Origin of the sequence: Bacillus cereus group sp. BceL220, from assembly GCF_051776965.1 — a bacterium.
Taxonomy (GTDB): Bacteria; Bacillota; Bacilli; order Bacillales; family Bacillaceae_G; genus Bacillus_A; species Bacillus_A cereus.
Genome location: NZ_JBPWBC010000001.1, coordinates 611,400 through 628,446 on the forward strand (window position 1 = coordinate 611,400; position 17,047 = coordinate 628,446).

Below are 17,047 nucleotides of genomic sequence, written 5' to 3' on the forward strand. Positions count from 1 at the left end.
TTCTTTCCTTTACGTGAAATTTCATGGATATACTATTGCAATTCTCTTCACCGTTTGATAGAATATCACTTGTTCTATGTAAGAATCGAGTCATTCGATTGCACCAGGGAGGTGAAAAGTATGGCAAACATCAAATCTGCTATCAAACGCGCTAAACTTAGCGAAGAGCGTCGTGCACATAACGCTTCTATCAAGTCTGACATGCGTTCTGCTGTTAAAACTGTAGAAGCTTTAGTTACTAATAACGATCTTGAAAATGCTAAAGAAGCTTTCAAAACTGCTTCTAAAAAACTTGACAAAGCAGCTCGTAAAGGTCTTATCCACCAAAACGCTGCATCTCGTCAAAAATCTCGCTTAGCGAAACAAGTAAACGCGTAAGGCGTTTAAAAAACGATCCATTTGGATCGTTTTTTTATATACAAAAAAAGTTCATGCACTAGGTACATGAACTTTTTTGTGTCATCACATATGATTTAATCGCATTAAGAAAAACTCGAGCACAAGTTTCTTATCCATCTTTCCCGTCTTCATACTATAATCAGCTTCTGCTAATTCTATAATCACTTTTTTTAATTCTTCAAAAGAGAAAAATTTCGTTTGATTCATCGCCAATTTTACACGATACGGATGTACACCAATATGAGATGCAATTTGATTTTGCCCATAACCACGTTGCTGTAACTCTTTCACTTGATACAACAAACGGAATTGACTCACTAATAACGCAAGCAATTTAATCGGCTCTTCCTGCTGCGTAAATAATCCATCCAAAATTCGCATTGCACCTGCAATATCTTTTTTCACCACTTTTTCTGTCAAAGCAAATACATTTTGCTCAACTGATTTTGGCACAAGCTCTGCAACAAGTTTCGTCGTAATCTCTCCGCCCATACCAACGTATAACGTTAACTTGTCCATTTCCTTCGCCAACATCGTTACATTACTTCCCACAAGCTCTAGCAACAAACTAACAGCCGCGTTATCAATGTGCACATGCACTTCATCTGCACGAGCAATAATCCACTTCTGAACATCCTGCACTTGCATCGCATTCGCTTCTACTACATCTGCTGTTTTCTTTAATAGTTTTGTAATTTTTTTTCGCTCATCAAGTTTTTCGTAAGGCGCAACAAAAACAAGAATAGAAAATGGAGAAGGTTCACCAATGTATTCTTCTAAAATTTTTATATTTTGCTCTAACTTTTCTTTTTGCGAAGTCAGAAATAGCGGTGATTTTATTAACAGTACTTTCCGTTCTCCAAAGAAAGGAAGCGTACGCGCATCCTCAACCACATCTTCTAAATATGCTTCTTCCAAATCGTATGTCACAACATTAAACTCTCGATCTTCTTCTTCAAGTGCTTCTGTCGTAATAAGCTTTATCGTTTCATTTATAAAAAAAGCTTCCGTTCCATATAGTAAATATAACGAAGCAAACTGTTTCTTTTTAATTTTTTTATGTATATCACTCATACTTTTTCCTACTCCCTAACTTGGCAATATATATTTATACTAATGCCCTAGCTTTTGTTTTACAAGTACAAAGGAACAGGCTTTATAACCCGTCCCTTTATTTATATTAAACGCCACGCAATAAGCCCCGGGTTTCTTATTGGTGTGCGGTAATCACCTTCCCTTTATTATTCACAATAAAAATTCGAGTATAAGTGCCAACTGTTAACATGCTTGGAAACAAAAAACTCACGTTACTTCATGATCTAAAAGTAGCAAAAAAGCTCATTTTCTCTTCATATGGAAATTGTAGATTTTTTTCTGACAATATTCTATACTAAAGTGGAATGTTGGGGAGGGATTCTAAATGAATGATTTTGAACAAAACGTTCAAAGTAAACGCAATGACGCTATTGATTCAGGGGTAGGATTTATCGTCTCATTTGGTTTTTTCGCAACACTTTTCATCATTGCAACTGTTATTAAATTTATCGGTTCTTAAAGGCTGCCACTTCATGGCAGTCTTCTCTTTTTCACCTATTATATGTCTTATCGTATGTGATTTTACTTTGAAAGGTTCCATTTTCCCCTTTAAAAACATAGGAAATAGCACCTTGCTTGTCCGTGCGCCATATCGCACTCCCCATCTTCTCCAAACGCTCTATCACTTCTTTATGCGGGTGTCCATATCTATTCTGCTTACCAACAGATATAATCGCTACACGGGGCTGTATAACGTTCAAAAAAGACTCTATAGATGACGTGTTACTTCCATGATGAGCAACTTTTAAAACATCTACTCGCAAATCTGGATACGCAGATACTAAAAACTGCTCTCCTTCTTCTTCTAAATCGCCTGTAAATAGCCACGTCAATCCTCCAAATTTTGCCCATATTACAATTGAAGCATTATTTTCACTTTTTTCTTTTCCTTTTGGAGCTAAAACGAAAAATTCAGCTTCATTTACACTCCAATTTTCCCCTTCCCCCACTTCAGTTATTTTCATTTCCTTTTCTAATGCCTGTTTCTTTACTACTTTTTCTAATACTGCATCTTTTCCCTTCCGGCCAAACACAACTTCTTTTACAGGTATATATGATAATAATTCTTGCGCAGCACCTATATGATCTGCATCTCCATGCGTTACGATTAATTTATCAATTGTTTTAATACCTTCTTTTTGTAAATAGGGTATTAAAACATCATTTCCAACAGAAAATTCATGCTTTTTTTGTTGCCACTCTTCCTTATTGACACGAAGCGTTCCACCTGTATCAATAAGATAAACCCCTTTATCATACGGAAGGCGAATTAATATTGCATCACCTTGTCCAACATCAATAAATGTTACACTTCCACTTCCTCTAAAATATGGATATACATAATGACACGTGCTAATAAAAAGAAATATACTCACAACTATACAAACCATTTTTTTCGGCGCTCTCCTTTCCCAAACCATCAATATACTGACAATACTCGCGCAATATACAGCTACAAGATTGAAGGACGTTTTCCCGAAAATAAGCTGGTTAAATGGTAAACTTTCACAATAACTTAGAAAAACATTAGACATACTCAAGCCTATTGATAACACATCCGCAAATCCTTTTGCGAGAAACGGGACAATTGGCATACACAGTAAAATAATAATGCTACATGGTAATACAATGGTAGATAAAAACGGAACGTATAAAAGATTGAGGAAAATGCTATATGGAGAAAAATAACCAAAGTGATATAACAAAATCGGAGTACTAACGAGCTGTGAAATGATAGAAATATAAATAGAATTTCGGATTACTCCGTTGCTACTCACTAACAATAACGGAGCAGACAAAAGTAAAGCGAAGCTACCTACAAAAGAAAACTGAAATCCAATATTAAAAACAAGATAAGGGTCATATATAAGCATACATATAGCTGTTACACTTAAAGCATCTAAACTAGATAAACGAATCGAGCACATAAAAGCAATCAACGTCAAAACTCCTGTTATAGAAGCCCTTATAACAGAGGGTGACGCTCCTGCTAAAACCATATACAAAGGAATACAAATGATAAGGCAAATTGTTGCTACCTCCCTCGTCGCACCACTTCTTAGCAAAATAAAATATACTATCACCATTAACAATACAATGTGCGAACCTGAAATTGCTAACAAATGTACAAGACCAAACTGTTGATATTGCTCTTCCACTTCAAACGTCATTTGTTGTCTATCACCAAATAGTAACGCATTCATAAAAGCACCTGATTGCTCTGGAAACATCTCTGTAACTTTCGAGATTACTTGTTGCCTCAAAAGGAGAATCCGTTGTATGAGCGACAGTGATGTTTTATAGCATTCAGAAATATATGTAGCCTCAAATGTGAAATGAATATGTTGCTTGTATAAATAATCACGGTAATTAAAACCATGAAAATTCCGAGCTGTTTGCGGTTCTTTCCTCTCACCCTCGAATACACATGATATCCCTGCGTATAATTGTTGCATTTTTTCCTTTTCCAAGGCTGATTTTATTCTATAACTTAACTGCACTATATTTTTATTGTGATCTTCAAACTGAAAAGATAGGCGATCTCCATTAACAAGCGGTTTATTTTGTATAACCCCTCTTGTAACTCCATAGGACTCTCCTAGAGACTTATTCCACCCTTGAACATAGGAAGTGTATATAGCGCCACTAAAGCACGCTACAATGCAAAAAAAGAAGGTTTTACGCGAAGTGCGATATAAACAGAAGAAAACATTTAAAAAGAGGCAAAAAACTATCAATAAAAGTGACGAGGAAAAGGCAATTGCAATCCCTATTATAAACGAGATTGCAACATACCCCCATTGTTCCTGCAACTTATACTCACTCCTTATAGCATCATTTTTGCTTTCGTGAATACATGCTGTAATTCTTCCATTGATAAATTATCTTTTTCTAAAGACGCAAATAATTCTTTTAACTCCGTATAACGTTTTTGCTCCTCTAATGCAGCGATATCATATTCTAGCGGAACGTGCTTCACTGTTACATTCGCTTGTTCAAATAACTCTATGGCGTATGGATGATTTTTATAATCCTGCGCATAATAAACCGCTGTAATACCACTTTGAATAATTGCCTTACAACATTGTAAACAAGGGAAATGCGTAACGTAAATTTCTGCTTCCTCTGTTTTCGCACCAAACTTGGCACATTGTAATAAAGCATTCATTTCGGCATGAATTGTCCGAACACAATGATTATCGATTACGTAACAACCATCATCTATACAATGTACGCCACCTTTAATCGAACCATTATATCCACCAGCAATAATTCGTTTATCGCGAACGATTGTCGCTCCTACCGCAAGCCTTGTACATGTACTACGTAACGATAGTAGATGGCTTTGCGTCATAAAATATTGATCCCATGAAATTCGTTCCATATTTTTCACCTACTTTTTTGTCTACTTGTAGTGTAGCGAAAGAAGAAAAACTTCGTCAATCTTTTACGGAATAATAATTTGATCTTTTATCTTTTCAAGAGACTTCGCACCAATCCCATCAATCTCTAATAAATCTTCTATTTTCTGAAACGGACCATGCTCTTCTCGATATTTCAAAATACTTTCTGCCTTTCGAGAGCCAATCCCTGTAATTTTTTCCAATTGCTCTTTCGCTGCTGTATTTATTCGAATCTTGCCATCTTCCTTAGAAGAAGTAAACATCCCTTGTTCTGACTCATTTTTACTCGGTATATAAAGAAGCATTTGATCTTGTACAATTTGTGCTAAATTCACTTTTTTCATATCTACTTCTGATAAAAAACCACCAGCCTTTTGAACCGCATCCTTTACGCGATCTCCTTCCTTCATTTCATATACCCCTTCTTTATTAACCGCTCCTTTCACATCAATTATAATTGTTCTTTTCTGTTCCTTTGTATCCGATATTTTCGGTTTACCCTTTTTTTCTATCTCCTTCTCTTGCACATTCATTGTAATAGGCGTTCGTTCTACACTCTGATTCGTTTTCCAAAAAACAAGAAAAAGTAAAGTTCCAATAATAGCCACTAAACCTAACCACTTTTTCGGAAAATCCCACATCATTTTACACCTCTAATCATAAATTTATAACATCATTCATATTGTTTAGGAGAAAGCTGTTACGAAGGAGGGATGAAACTTTGAACATAGGAATTATAGGGACAGGAAACATGGGGAATATACTAATCGATGCATTTTTAGAAACCCGTGCTGTCAAACCTTCGTGCCTTACAATCATTAATCGGACGCCTGCCAAAGCATATCATATAAAAGAAAAATACCCTTCTGTTCATATAGCAAAAACAATCCCGGAAGTAATCGAACAATCACAACTTATTTTTATTTGCGTTAAGCCGATAGATATATACCCTATCCTAAAAAAATACGCTGAACATTTTTCTGATGAAACGTGCTTAGTTTCTATTACAAGTCCAATATCTCCATCACAATTAGAGACTCTCGTACCGTGCCACGTCGCACGTATCATTCCAAGTATCACAAATCGCGCCCTCTCTGGCGCCTCACTATTTACATTTGGAGATAATTGCTCTGAAGAATGGCAACAAAAACTACTTCGTCTATTCAAAAATATTTCTACACCTCTTGTAATAGAAGAAGATATAACACGTGTTTCATCTGATATAGCAAGTTGCGGTCCTGCTTTCTTTAGTTATTTGCTACAATGCTTCATTAACGCTGCTGTAGATAAAACAAATATTACACACGAAGAGGCTACTACTTTAGTAAGTGAAATGGTCGTGGGGATGGGGAAATTACTTGAAAAAGAAATCTTCACATTACCTACCTTACAAGAAAAGGTTTGCGTGAAAGGCGGCGTTACCGGGGAAGGCATTCGGGTTTTAGAAGAACACGTTGGAGATATGTTCCATAAGTTAATCGAGCGAACACATGAAAAATTTGATGAAGATTTAGAATGCGTTGATCAGCAATTCAATAAACACACATAATAAATACGTCATTTTCATTCCAAATCCTTTTTATAAATACTTACTTTTTTACAATACATTTTCACTTCAACTACTATTCCCACACTTTACGCATACGATCTTCAGATTATGCTAGAACTAAAAATACATCTTCTTTATAAAACAAAAGCAACCTTCTCGGTTGCTTTTGTTTTATTTGTTTTATCCGTTTTTCTTCGCCATGAAGAAAATACGCTCTGTTTGTTCTGTAACTTCAAGTCGCTCAAAATCACCTGTTACACGAAGAACTGTAAAACCTGCTTCTTCAAGCCATTTCGTTAACTCTTCCACTTGATATGCACGTTGCACGTGACATTCGTCAAACCGATGGTACACATCTTCTTCCGGATCTTGAACAAAGAATGTCAAATCATGCTCTACACTATTTGATTCTTCACCAGGGAAGCAATTCCAAATAAGAGATATTTCTTCTCCATTCACTGTATACGTTTCATTTTGAAATACATGATGTATTTTATATAAAGAATGTACATCAAATAAAAACAAACCATCTTGACGCAAATGGTGAAACACTCTTCTAAATGTTTCTTGTACTCCATCTTCTTGCAATACATAATTTAATGAATCACAAAAGATAGTGACGCAGTCAAACTCACCTGGAACATCAAGCTCTCGCATGTCTTGTTGGTAAAAAGGAATAAAGTATCCCTCTCCTCCTAGTTTTTGCTGAGCGACTGTTAACATTTCTTCTGAAAGATCGACACCTATTAAATCGTAACCCTTTTGCACAAGCGGAAGGGTTACATTACCCGTACCGCATGCTACATCAAGAATTTTTGCCTCTTTCATATCTGCCTGCTGCAGGCTTTCCTCTGTGAATTCTACCCATTTATCATAAGGGACATCATTCATCAGTTCGTCGTACAACAATGCAAATTGTTCGTATTTCATTGGCCTAGCTCTTCTGTTATATCTTCACGTGGCACATCGCCCCATAGACGCTCTAAATTATAGTGATTACGCTCATCTTTATGGAATACATGGGCAACTACATCTCCAAGATCAACTAATACCCAACGTGCTTCGTCAAAACCTTCCATACGTTGTACGTCGATTTGGAACTCATGTGCTTTTGATTTAATTTCACGTGCAATTGCTTGCACTTGTTTATCTGAATTACCGTGACAAATAATGAAATAATCTGCAATTGGTGAAATACCTTGCATATTTAGGACAACCATATCTTCTGCTCTTTTATCATCAGCTGCTTTTGCCGCTAACACTAATAAATCTTTATCGTTCATTTACTCATTTCCTCCTTGATAACTGCATTGTATGTTTGGAATGTTAATGGATAAATCGTCTGATTTTTTTCCATTAAAAATTGAATTGTTCTCTTTAAGGCAAATAATAAAGCTTGATTTATATCCGTATATGCGAGTTTACGAGCCTCTTCCACACCTGGAAACTTTCGCCCTGGCTCAATGTAATCAGCTACATAAATCACTTTATCTAACATCGTCATGTTCTCATGACCACTTGTATGATATGTAATAGCTTGCAATATTTCAGAATCCGTAATGCCTACCTCTTTTTCTACTAAGTATGCCCCAACAGGCGCATGCCACAACTCTTTATTATAACAAAGTAAATCTTTCGGCAAATCTTCACGTTTAATAATCTCTTCCATCTCTGAAATTGCTCTACATTTCGCATAATCATGGAATATAGCTGCCATCTCTGCTTTTTTCTCGTCCACACCGTATAACTTAGCAAGCTCAATCGCTGTCTCCATTACACCAATTGTGTGTATATAACGTTTTTCATGCATTTGTTGTTTGACAATATGAAGTGCATTCTCACGATTCATACAACCCATTCCTCTCGATATATACCTGTACTTTTTCAGGAAGTAAATATTTACACGTTTTCTTCTCCTTATATCTCTCACGTAATAAGGATGAAGAAACTGCAAATTCCGGAATTTCCACTGTAGTAATCTTATATGGTGTATGCAATGTATACCCAGGTCTTGCAACTCCAACAAATGTTACAAGATTAAGTAAAGCTTCAATGTTATACCACTTCGGTAAATACTCAACCATATCCCCACCGATAATAAAGTGAAACTGCACATCCGGATACTTCTTCGTCAATTGTAACATAGTGTCATACGTATAAGATGGGCCCTTCCTGCTTAGCTCTTCTAAACAAATAGAAAAGTGTTCTTCTGCCTCAGTCGCAAGCTCTAACATATGTAAACGACTTTCTATACTTGTAATATTACGTCCTTGTTTATGTGGCGGAATCTGGTTTGGCAAGAACCATACTTCTTCCAATTCCAAAGCGTGATATACTTCATTTGCAATTAGCAAATGTCCATAGTGAGGCGGATCAAATGTACCGCCAATGATGCCAATTTTCCTCAAAAGAAACGCCCCTTCCTTTTACATACAGCAACTCTCCTTGGTTAGGAACGAAGAGAGTTGCTATTAATAAAAGTTCAATTGGTTTCGCTCTCTACATCATTACGCATCAGCGATAAAAAATAGCGCATGCTAATCTTTTTATCGAGGAAGCTTAATTTGTTTATTTTCTCTTGATTCTTTGTATAAAACGATTGTACTTCCAATTACTTGAACGATTTCAGCACGTGCACCTTTTGCAAGTTCTTCCGCAACCTCACGGCGATCAAATTCACAGTTTTGTAATACACTCACTTTAAATAGTTCACGAACTTCTAACGCTTCTCCAATTTGTTTTACCATATTTTCATTTACTCCGCCTTTTCCTACTTGAAAAATTGGTGTTAAATGATGTGCTTGTGCACGTAAAAATCTTTTTTGTTTTCCTGTTAACATATATGTTAGCCTCCAAGCTTTTCTATAACTAATTGTTTCATTCGATCAATATTTGGTACACGTCCTGTCCACATTTCAAATGCAAGTGCTCCTTGATAAACAAACATATCAATACCATTTTGAATGATTGCACCTTGCTCTTTTGCCTCACATAAAATTTTCGTTTCAAATGGATTATAAATTATATCTGATACAATCGTTCCTTTTTTTAACGAACACATTTGTAATGGCGTATGTTCGACGTGTGGATGCATACCTATCGTTGTCGTCTGAATGATAATATCATAATTTCCTTGTTCTTCTGTCGCTTTTTCTAACGACAAAGCAACAGAATTAACATCGGCCGTACGTGCAGCAATAAGTTCTTTCGCCTTATCTACTGTACGATTGGCTACATCAATCTCTTTTACACCTACATCAGCAAGAGAAAAATAAATAGCTCGGCTAGCACCACCTGCACCAAGTAACAAAATACGTTTCCCTTGAAGTGGTTCATTACTAATTGACTGCAGCGCTCGAACAAAACCAATTCCATCTGTGTTGTAGCCAATTAACCTTCCATTCTTATGAACCACTGTATTTACTGCACCGATTTTCCTTGCCAATGGATCAATCTCATCCAAATACTCCATGATAGCAACCTTGTGCGGAGTTGTTACATTAAATCCTGAAATACCTAATGCTTTTAAACCTCTTACTGCTTCCCCTAGCGCTTCCTCTTCAACAAGGAATGCATGATAATGGGCATCCATATTCAAGTGTTCAAATGCATCGTTATGCATAACGGGTGATAATGAATGTCCAATTGGATTTCCGATTACACCATATAATTGTTTCATAAATCCCTCTCCATATTAAATTAAAGATTTACGTAGTGAAACACTTACTCCTTTTGGTACGTGTGCAACAATTTTTGCGCCTGGTTCGTTCACAGTAACCCATCCTAATCCAGAGAATACAACATCCGTCTTTGGTTCACGAATATTAAATTCGTATTTCACTAACTCAGGCATATTTGCTAATTCTTCTGGTGTTGGCGGGCTTAGTAAATCTCCAGCATGATTTTTATATAATTCATCTGCTTTCTCAAGCTTTGTACGATGGATTGTTAAACGATTCGAGAAGTGACAAGTAAACGCACGACGACCACCACTTACATAATCAAAACGTGCCAATCCACTAAAGAATAACGTTTGTTCTTCATTTAATTGGAATACCATCGGCTTAATTTCTTTTGTTGGTGTAATAAGCTTTAAGCTTTGCTTCCCAACATAATGAGCCATTTGGTGGTGGTTAATAATACCTGGCGTATCATATAAAGAAGATTCTTCGTCTAATGGAATATCAATTAAATCCAGTGTTGTTCCTGGGAAATGAGATGTTGTAATTACATTTTCAGTCTCATCACTAAATTCTTTAATCATACGATTAATAAATGTCGATTTCCCTACATTCGTACATCCAACAACGTAAACATCTTTGCCGCCGCGATAATACTCAATAGCATCTGCTAGTTCAGCAATTCCTTGTCCCTTCGCTGCACTAATTAAAAAGACATCTTCTGGTTTTAATCCTAGCTGCTTTGCACTATAGCGCATCCAATGCTTTACTTTATCATGTTTTACTGACTTTGGAATTAAATCAGCTTTATTTCCAACAAGTAATACTTTATTATTTCCTACGAAACGATGTAAGCCAGGTAACCAGCTACCATTAAAATCAAAAATATCTACAATTTTGACTACTAATGCATCTGATTTTCCAATTCCATTTAAAATGCGTAGGAAGTCATCATCTGTTAACGATACATCTTGAATTTCATTGTAATGCTTCAAGCGAAAACAACGTTGACAAATGACTTGTTCTTTCTCTAAAGATGAGGTAGGAGCATACCCCACTTCGTTTTTATTTTCTGTTTGAATTTCTACACCGCAACCAATACATTTAATTGTTTCAGTCAAACTTTATTCCTCCCAGTTAATTAAACCTTTTTTCTTCATATTTTTCATGATTCTTCGTTCAATTTTTCGATTAAAGCGCGTCACTAATCCGTCCGTTTGTGCTACCGGTACAACTAAAATTGTATGAAGCCCTACTCGGTTTCCACCAAGCACATCAGTCAGTAACTGATCTCCAATTACTACAACTTCCTCTGCCTGCAGATGCATCTCTTGTATCGCACGCTTAAACGCTCGAACAAATGGTTTACGTGCACTATGAATAAATGGAATACCTAATGGGTCAGCAAAATCTTTTACACGTTGCTCATTATTATTTGAAACAACCGTTACTTGGATGCCTTGCTCTTTCATTTTTAAGAACCATTCTTCAAGTTGCGGGGTTGCATTTGGACGATCCCATTCAATTAAAGTGTTATCTAAATCAGTAATAACACCTTTAATCCCACGTTTTTTTAAATCTTCTGGTTGAACATGATATACATTTTTCACGTATTCATTTGGTAAAAATAGCTTCAATTTCTTTCACCTCTTTGAGGATTTTTCATAAAATTTTTCGACAACATTTTTCGATATATAACCTGTGGATAAAATTGTACACATTTTCCACATTAATCTTTCAGCTAATTTGGAATTTACTAACAAACTATACACACTTTATCCACCTAGGTATGTGGATAACCACTCGTTTGTGACTGTCATACTTTTTTGGTACATTAAATGCATCAACGAATCAATCCTTATATTATTAGGAGGTGACTCACCTTGAAAACAAAACATATGGAACAGTTATCCACTGAGTTACTCACTGAGTCTTATTATAAAGCAAAAGAACTAAAATTAAATCCCGACTTCATTTTACTTATAAAACAAGAAATCATTAGACGCTCATTAGAGGACAAGCTTGTCAAATCTTCTTGATTACATATAAAGTGAAAGTTTAATCAGCCCGTACCAATCAAACAGTTACAGGATACATTATTGAATGCCCTGTAAAAAGAGCCATCCTACGATGGCTCTCGAATAAACAAGTACTCCCATCTAGGGGATTTCATCATTAAGTATCTTTGCCCATAACTCTTACTTACGGTTATAAAAGCTTTTCTTTATTTATGAGCTAATCGAGTAGCTATTTTTTCACCAAGACGCAGCTCTTGTCCACTCTTTAATTCCTGCACTACTTCTATCATATCTTTTTCAAACAATAACACAACTGTTGAACCAAATGTAAAGTATGCCATTTCTTCACCTTTTTGAACAGTGTCTCTCTCATGCAAAAGCTCAATACTATTAACAAACATGGCCCCTACTTTTACAAGAGCCATATGTTCGCCATCACTGCTTACTTCTGTAACAGAACGATAATTTTTTGACAGCGGTTCTTTCCCGTATTCCATACCAGCTGCATTTACCGGATACGATTTTCTACCGAGTACAAATCTTTCAGTCACAGAACCAGAAAGCGGACTATGAATGCGATGATAGTGACTTGGACTCAAATAAATTACCATATATGTACCGCCTGCATATCGCGTTGCACGTTCTTCATTACCTAGCATATCCACAATTGAATAGCGCTTTCCTTTAATATCAAATGTTTTTGTATCCTCAATAGGACCATGATCTGCAAAAACACCATCAACAGGACTAACGATACTCGATGCATCTGTATCAATACTACGCTTTCCTTCTTTTAGCTTACGCGTAAATAATTCATGCAATGTTCTATATTCCTTCAAACCCTTTTCCATCTCATCTTGATTAATTTGAAAAACTTTCGCATACGATGGAATAATGATAGAGCTCAAACGAGATTGTGCAAATTTACGTAATATATAAGAAGTAAAGCGACCATTTGTAAGTTCTATCATAAGTCGATATAATGTACGTCGCAAATTGCGAAACCCCCTAATCAGTCTATAACTTTAGTTTTCCCTTATTTTCTTTCTATATCATACGTAAAATTGGTTCTTATTCCCACATATCATATAAAGCAGCCTTATTATACATACAGAAAACTAAGTATGGTATTATTCTTAAATTATTTAGCACCTTCTAATATTACAGATAGAATCCGTCATTTTCAACAGTGAACATGTATTTCTTCTTAGCATAACGCGTTTTCTTTTCTTATTTACAATAAGAAAAGCAGCCTATTTTAAAATATGGCTGCTTCTAATACACTTTACTCTTTCGCTTTTTTCTCTTTCTCTGCCCTTACAAACTCGTGGAACATTTTCATTAAAGCACGCTTTTCGATCCGTGATACGTAACTTCTAGAAATGCCAAGCGCCTTAGCTATTTCCCGCTGTGTTTTCTCCTTATCTAGCCCAAGTCCAAAACGTTTCACAATCACTTCTTTTTCTCTTTCGTCTAAAATATCGATATACTCTTTAATTTTTTCTAACTCCATACTAAGCTGAATCATATCAATTACATCTTCAGACTCTGATTTTAATATATCAATAAGCGATATTTCATTGCCCTCTTTATCTTGCCCGATCGGATCATGAAGTGAAACATCTTTTTTCGTTTTCTTTAGTACACGTAAATGCATCAAAATTTCATTTTCAATACAGCGTGCTGCATACGTCGCAAGCTTCGTTCCCTTTCCTGCAGAATAGCTCTCGATCGCTTTAATGAGCCCGATCGTACCAATTGAAATTAAATCTTCTGCATCTTCTCCTGTGTTCTCAAATTTTTTAACGATATGAGCTACAAGCCGTAAATTATGTTCAATTAAAAGATTTCTCGCTTGAGCATCACCTTGCTCCATTAACTCTAAGTACTTTCTCTCATCATCTGATGATAACGGCTGCGGAAACGCATTATTTTTCACATAAGAAACAAAGACAAACACTTCTCGAACCATATATCCAATTGCGGCGAATAGACTCAAACCTTTCACCTCCGCCAAAATAGTGGTCTTTATTATGTGTATGTGGGCTTGAGGTTGTTTGTGTCTGTACAGTTTATTTATAAAACTCAACACTTCCAACATTTAAAATATTTTATTGTTATATTATAATTATATAAAATTGTTATTTATATATGAATATGCTATTAAAGGGGAAACTATTCATGCTTACATTAGATCGATTATTAAATGTAACAATTTATTTAGGGGTATTTTTACTTTTCATTTCGTTCATTACTTTTGTTATTAAGAGAGGGCCTGATTTATTATTTTTTCAATTTGGAATTTCTTTGTTTTTTGGAGCTCAAATTATAATTGGAATGAAATTTTTTCATAATTATGGTTTCTCCTTTCACTCAAAACTAGAACTACTTATCTTTATTTTCTATGTAATTGGATTTATTACATGTATACTACTGTTCTTTAACTTTCAAAATCCGTATCGAATTTTTTTATTAATTTGTAGTTTTTTATTTTTAACTGGATCCAATTATTACTTTAAAGAAACATTAAATTTTAGTAAAAAAACTCCAAAGCAACATAAAACTTTTTTAAGTACACAAGAAGACTCTTTTCCAAAAGAAGTCCGTAAATTTTCAGAGGATTACAATAACATAATAAGGAATGATTTTTATGAAATACCGATGATTCCTACTGAATTACAGATTACAAGCAAAAAACATTCTTCCCATAGTACATCTTTCTTAGTTGAACTTTATAATAGCGAGAATGAAATTACTGATGACTCTGTACAATTAACTCCATCAGACCGTTTTTATATACTGTTAAATACACAAAAAACAAAAATATCAAAAATAGTATATGAAGGGCAAAATTTTTTCACATTAACAGTCACACTAAAGGCTCTTAATTTACAGCAAGAACCAGAAATTCATAATATGTTTTTAGAAATAGATAAACGTAGAGCGATGAATCTTCTTAATTTTGAAATTAAAGCCCATACTAAAGAATGGAAAGTAACATTTAAAAGTGATAATTCTTCTTCCAATCTTCCTATCACATTTAATTTTGAAAAACGAACAGACAAATTATAAAAATAAAAAGAGTTATTTTCTTTGAAAAATAACTCTTTTTACTTTACTTACTCCAAATCTTTCTCCCAGTTTGGGCATCAATATAACGAATTTCCCGACTACAATCAAAAGGTTCTTTATGTTTTTCATCTGTCGTTTGTTTGTACAGTAGTTTGTATTTCGTTTCCTCTGCATCATGATCTACAAACCATTCTAATTTAACTCGGATAGCCTCTCTGTATATTTCTAACGCTTTTTCTTTTGTTACTTTTGGTGTTGTTTCATATGTAAGTAATTCTTTTATAAAGTTGCCAGACTCTCCAGAGTAGTGCATCACAGCACCATTTTCTGCATTGATGTTGATCATAATATATTTCCGCTCTACATGAATGTCATTTACATAGATTGAAAAGGAAAACCTCTCTATCCCCTCTTCCTCCTCATAATTATCCCAAAGTTGAACATACTTTGTCGCATCTGGGATAATATGCTCTAAAAATTGAAGTGCCTTGCTTAAACATTGCTCTCTTGATAAGATTGTTTTCCTTTTTTTCTCATCCTTCCACATAAAAAAAGAAAGCAATTGATTTGTTTCTTTATCTAGAGTAATTACAACGAATTCATCATGTTTCAACATTGGAAAATGTTTTTTATAAAACTCATCCATTGAATATGAATCCTTCTCTTCTATTTCTTTTTGTAATTCTTCTTTTAATACAAATTTTATCCGGACTTCATCCTCATCTACTTTTTCATCTATTTTGACAAACTTCCCCTTGTCCCAATCAAATAAATCAAACACATCTTTTTTTTGACTACTCTTTAGCGGTTTATCAACAAGTACTGTAGAAGGTAATTTATAGTGTTCTGGCCCATATAAATCTTTACCTGTACTTGCATCAATAAACGCATGACTAGGCTCTGGTTCATATACAAGATGGTACCCTTTTACTTCTTCCCCGTTTTCATACTCACATGAAGAGTATGTTAAATCTACAAATACAAGTCTCATATCTTGTCTAGCTTTCAAATTTTCTAAAACGATATTCTCCCCAACAATTTCACTTGGCCATAACGGTTTTTTCTCTATGGCTTTTTGTCCATTGTAATGAAAATGCACAACATTACCTGAAGGGTGCACTTGCACAACACACCCAGTATTCGGCAATGGATAGCTATTCACTTCTTGCATATAATTTACTTCTTTCCAACCGCGCCTGTCGTCCTTAACCGTTACATATGTATAGAATTCATATCCTTCTTTTGTATATTTTTTTAAGAATGTATTTGCAACCTCTCTTGCTTTATTCTCCTCTATCGCTCCCTTATCACTCGAAAAAGAATTTCCATCATCTATCCTAAATTCAATTAAATTACCAGTATGTCTATTTAATGTAATTTGTATCTGTTTCTCCTCATCATCTTTATGTCCCCACCATAATAGATGATACGGGTCATCAACCCCTTCTTGATCATCTACAACAAGCCTATATTCATCTGGAATTTCAATAATATGAGCTACGTGCTCTTTTCTTTCTTTATCTTTTTGATTCACCATACCCTCTCCTTCGTTACAATTTAAGGTAATTATAACAAAGAAAACCAAAACTTATTAACAAAAAAAGACTAGAGATATCTCTAGTCTTCTACTTCGTCTCACGATGTAACGTTACTCGCTTTAATCGTGGACAATATTTTTTTAGTTCGATGCGTTCTGGATTGTTTCGTTTATTTTTTTTAGAAATATAATTACGATCACCGCACTCCGTACAAGCTAATGTAATATTTACACGCATAGGTAATTCTCCTTTCTTTCAAAGATCGCAAACTAAAACGTAATGATTACGATTT

At 35.0% G+C, this 17,047-nt stretch carries 21 protein-coding genes; 5 read left to right on the forward strand and 16 right to left on the reverse strand.

Translation table 11 applies throughout. From position 1 onward, the window contains the following. The first annotated feature begins 120 nt into the window (after positions 1–120). Positions 121–378: a 30S ribosomal protein S20 gene (rpsT, locus tag ACS2FK_RS03275; protein WP_001274012.1), complete on the forward strand. Its 258-nt coding sequence runs from the start codon at positions 121–123 to the stop codon at positions 376–378. 84 nt (positions 379–462) lie between these two features. On the opposite strand, the gene holA is transcribed toward rpsT, so the two are convergent. After that, entirely contained in the window at positions 463–1,473 is a 1,011-nt protein-coding gene (gene holA / locus ACS2FK_RS03280) for a DNA polymerase III subunit delta (protein ID WP_001279934.1), read from the reverse strand. Positions 1,474–1,819: 346 nt separating this feature from the next. Between holA and ACS2FK_RS03285 the strand changes: the two genes are divergently transcribed. Then, the gene (locus ACS2FK_RS03285; RefSeq protein WP_000997609.1) at positions 1,820–1,954 is read left to right on the forward strand and encodes a YqzM family protein; all 135 of its coding nucleotides are present in this window, start codon (positions 1,820–1,822) and stop codon (positions 1,952–1,954) included. Between the two features lie 31 nt (positions 1,955–1,985). Here ACS2FK_RS03285 and ACS2FK_RS03290 read toward each other — a convergent pair whose 3' ends face one another. The 3 genes from ACS2FK_RS03290 to ACS2FK_RS03300 form a co-directional block, all read right to left on the reverse strand. Continuing rightward, positions 1,986–4,307, reverse strand: a complete 2,322-nt coding sequence (locus ACS2FK_RS03290; RefSeq protein ID WP_063548658.1) for a DNA internalization-related competence protein ComEC/Rec2 — start codon at positions 4,305–4,307, stop codon at positions 1,986–1,988. Between the two features lie 14 nt (positions 4,308–4,321). Beyond that, complete coding sequence (locus tag ACS2FK_RS03295) at positions 4,322–4,879, reverse strand: ComE operon protein 2 (protein ID WP_000439773.1); 558 nt, start codon at positions 4,877–4,879, stop codon at positions 4,322–4,324. A gap of 63 nt (positions 4,880–4,942) precedes the next feature. Beyond that, positions 4,943–5,542 (reverse strand): helix-hairpin-helix domain-containing protein, encoded by a 600-nt coding sequence (locus ACS2FK_RS03300; protein WP_000989936.1) that lies wholly within the window; start codon positions 5,540–5,542, stop codon positions 4,943–4,945. A 77-nt stretch (positions 5,543–5,619) separates the two neighbouring features. Between ACS2FK_RS03300 and comER the strand changes: the two genes are divergently transcribed. Continuing rightward, positions 5,620–6,447, forward strand: coding sequence for a late competence protein ComER (gene comER, locus ACS2FK_RS03305; RefSeq protein ID WP_001020554.1), 828 nt, complete (start codon positions 5,620–5,622; stop codon positions 6,445–6,447). Positions 6,448–6,627: 180 nt separating this feature from the next. On the opposite strand, the gene ACS2FK_RS03310 is transcribed toward comER, so the two are convergent. From ACS2FK_RS03310 to ACS2FK_RS03345, 8 genes are all read right to left on the reverse strand, one after another. After that, entirely contained in the window at positions 6,628–7,377 is a 750-nt protein-coding gene (locus ACS2FK_RS03310) for a class I SAM-dependent methyltransferase (protein WP_000873069.1), read from the reverse strand. After that, positions 7,374–7,730, reverse strand: a complete 357-nt coding sequence (gene rsfS, locus ACS2FK_RS03315) for a ribosome silencing factor (RefSeq protein WP_000998173.1) — start codon at positions 7,728–7,730, stop codon at positions 7,374–7,376. Before rsfS ends, ACS2FK_RS03310 begins: the two co-directional genes overlap by 4 nt. Further along, positions 7,727–8,296 carry a bis(5'-nucleosyl)-tetraphosphatase (symmetrical) YqeK gene (gene yqeK, locus ACS2FK_RS03320; RefSeq protein ID WP_001078478.1) on the reverse strand — a complete coding sequence of 190 codons (570 nt, stop codon included), beginning with the start codon at positions 8,294–8,296 and terminating at the stop codon, positions 7,727–7,729. The genes rsfS and yqeK overlap by 4 nt, the downstream gene beginning before the upstream one ends. After that, positions 8,286–8,855: a nicotinate-nucleotide adenylyltransferase gene (nadD, locus tag ACS2FK_RS03325; RefSeq protein ID WP_001226037.1), complete on the reverse strand. Its 570-nt coding sequence runs from the start codon at positions 8,853–8,855 to the stop codon at positions 8,286–8,288. The genes yqeK and nadD overlap by 11 nt, the downstream gene beginning before the upstream one ends. A 138-nt stretch (positions 8,856–8,993) precedes the next feature. After that, on the reverse strand, positions 8,994–9,287 hold the full coding sequence (gene yhbY, locus ACS2FK_RS03330) for a ribosome assembly RNA-binding protein YhbY (protein ID WP_000955227.1): 294 nt from the start codon (positions 9,285–9,287) through the stop codon (positions 8,994–8,996). Positions 9,288–9,292: 5 nt separating this feature from the next. After that, entirely contained in the window at positions 9,293–10,126 is an 834-nt protein-coding gene (gene aroE, locus ACS2FK_RS03335; RefSeq protein ID WP_000812072.1) for a shikimate dehydrogenase, read from the reverse strand. Between the two features lie 15 nt (positions 10,127–10,141). After that, positions 10,142–11,248: a ribosome biogenesis GTPase YqeH gene (gene yqeH, locus ACS2FK_RS03340; RefSeq protein ID WP_000140807.1), complete on the reverse strand. Its 1,107-nt coding sequence runs from the start codon at positions 11,246–11,248 to the stop codon at positions 10,142–10,144. Positions 11,249–11,251: 3 nt separating this feature from the next. Then, positions 11,252–11,764 (reverse strand): YqeG family HAD IIIA-type phosphatase, encoded by a 513-nt coding sequence (locus ACS2FK_RS03345; protein ID WP_000765307.1) that lies wholly within the window; start codon positions 11,762–11,764, stop codon positions 11,252–11,254. Between the two features lie 246 nt (positions 11,765–12,010). Between ACS2FK_RS03345 and ACS2FK_RS03350 the strand changes: the two genes are divergently transcribed. Then, on the forward strand, positions 12,011–12,166 hold the full coding sequence (locus tag ACS2FK_RS03350; protein WP_000850094.1) for a sporulation histidine kinase inhibitor Sda: 156 nt from the start codon (positions 12,011–12,013) through the stop codon (positions 12,164–12,166). A gap of 185 nt (positions 12,167–12,351) precedes the next feature. Here ACS2FK_RS03350 and ACS2FK_RS03355 read toward each other — a convergent pair whose 3' ends face one another. Beyond that, positions 12,352–13,140, reverse strand: a complete 789-nt coding sequence (locus ACS2FK_RS03355; protein ID WP_001255000.1) for a phosphatidylserine decarboxylase — start codon at positions 13,138–13,140, stop codon at positions 12,352–12,354. A 290-nt stretch (positions 13,141–13,430) separates the two neighbouring features. Next, positions 13,431–14,144, reverse strand: a complete 714-nt coding sequence (gene sigK / locus ACS2FK_RS03360) for an RNA polymerase sporulation sigma factor SigK (protein ID WP_000051382.1) — start codon at positions 14,142–14,144, stop codon at positions 13,431–13,433. A 152-nt stretch (positions 14,145–14,296) separates the two neighbouring features. Between sigK and ACS2FK_RS03365 the strand changes: the two genes are divergently transcribed. Beyond that, complete coding sequence (locus tag ACS2FK_RS03365) at positions 14,297–15,217, forward strand: hypothetical protein (RefSeq protein WP_003271732.1); 921 nt, start codon at positions 14,297–14,299, stop codon at positions 15,215–15,217. Between the two features lie 43 nt (positions 15,218–15,260). Here ACS2FK_RS03365 and ACS2FK_RS03370 read toward each other — a convergent pair whose 3' ends face one another. Together ACS2FK_RS03370 and rpmG are read right to left on the reverse strand one after the other, a co-directional pair. Next, complete coding sequence (locus ACS2FK_RS03370; protein WP_000248008.1) at positions 15,261–16,754, reverse strand: YcdB/YcdC domain-containing protein; 1,494 nt, start codon at positions 16,752–16,754, stop codon at positions 15,261–15,263. Positions 16,755–16,842: 88 nt separating this feature from the next. Continuing rightward, positions 16,843–16,992 (reverse strand): 50S ribosomal protein L33, encoded by a 150-nt coding sequence (gene rpmG / locus ACS2FK_RS03375; protein ID WP_001265617.1) that lies wholly within the window; start codon positions 16,990–16,992, stop codon positions 16,843–16,845. Positions 16,993–17,047: the final 55 nt, after the last annotated feature.

Coding starts and splice junctions, on each gene's coding strand:
- yhbY (WP_000955227.1), bottom strand. CDS start 9,287: ATGTTAACAGGAAAACAAAAAAGATTTTTACGTGCACAAGCACATCAT.
- holA (WP_001279934.1), bottom strand. CDS start 1,473: ATGAGTGATATACATAAAAAAATTAAAAAGAAACAGTTTGCTTCGTTA.
- aroE (WP_000812072.1), bottom strand. CDS start 10,126: ATGAAACAATTATATGGTGTAATCGGAAATCCAATTGGACATTCATTA.
- ACS2FK_RS03285 (WP_000997609.1), top strand. CDS start 1,820: ATGAATGATTTTGAACAAAACGTTCAAAGTAAACGCAATGACGCTATT.
- rpsT (WP_001274012.1), top strand. CDS start 121: ATGGCAAACATCAAATCTGCTATCAAACGCGCTAAACTTAGCGAAGAG.
- yqeK (WP_001078478.1), bottom strand. CDS start 8,296: ATGAATCGTGAGAATGCACTTCATATTGTCAAACAACAAATGCATGAA.
- ACS2FK_RS03310 (WP_000873069.1), bottom strand. CDS start 7,377: ATGAAATACGAACAATTTGCATTGTTGTACGACGAACTGATGAATGAT.
- ACS2FK_RS03370 (WP_000248008.1), bottom strand. CDS start 16,754: ATGGTGAATCAAAAAGATAAAGAAAGAAAAGAGCACGTAGCTCATATT.
- rsfS (WP_000998173.1), bottom strand. CDS start 7,730: ATGAACGATAAAGATTTATTAGTGTTAGCGGCAAAAGCAGCTGATGAT.
- rpmG (WP_001265617.1), bottom strand. CDS start 16,992: ATGCGTGTAAATATTACATTAGCTTGTACGGAGTGCGGTGATCGTAAT.
- ACS2FK_RS03300 (WP_000989936.1), bottom strand. CDS start 5,542: ATGATGTGGGATTTTCCGAAAAAGTGGTTAGGTTTAGTGGCTATTATT.
- ACS2FK_RS03365 (WP_003271732.1), top strand. CDS start 14,297: ATGAATATGCTATTAAAGGGGAAACTATTCATGCTTACATTAGATCGA.
- ACS2FK_RS03295 (WP_000439773.1), bottom strand. CDS start 4,879: ATGGAACGAATTTCATGGGATCAATATTTTATGACGCAAAGCCATCTA.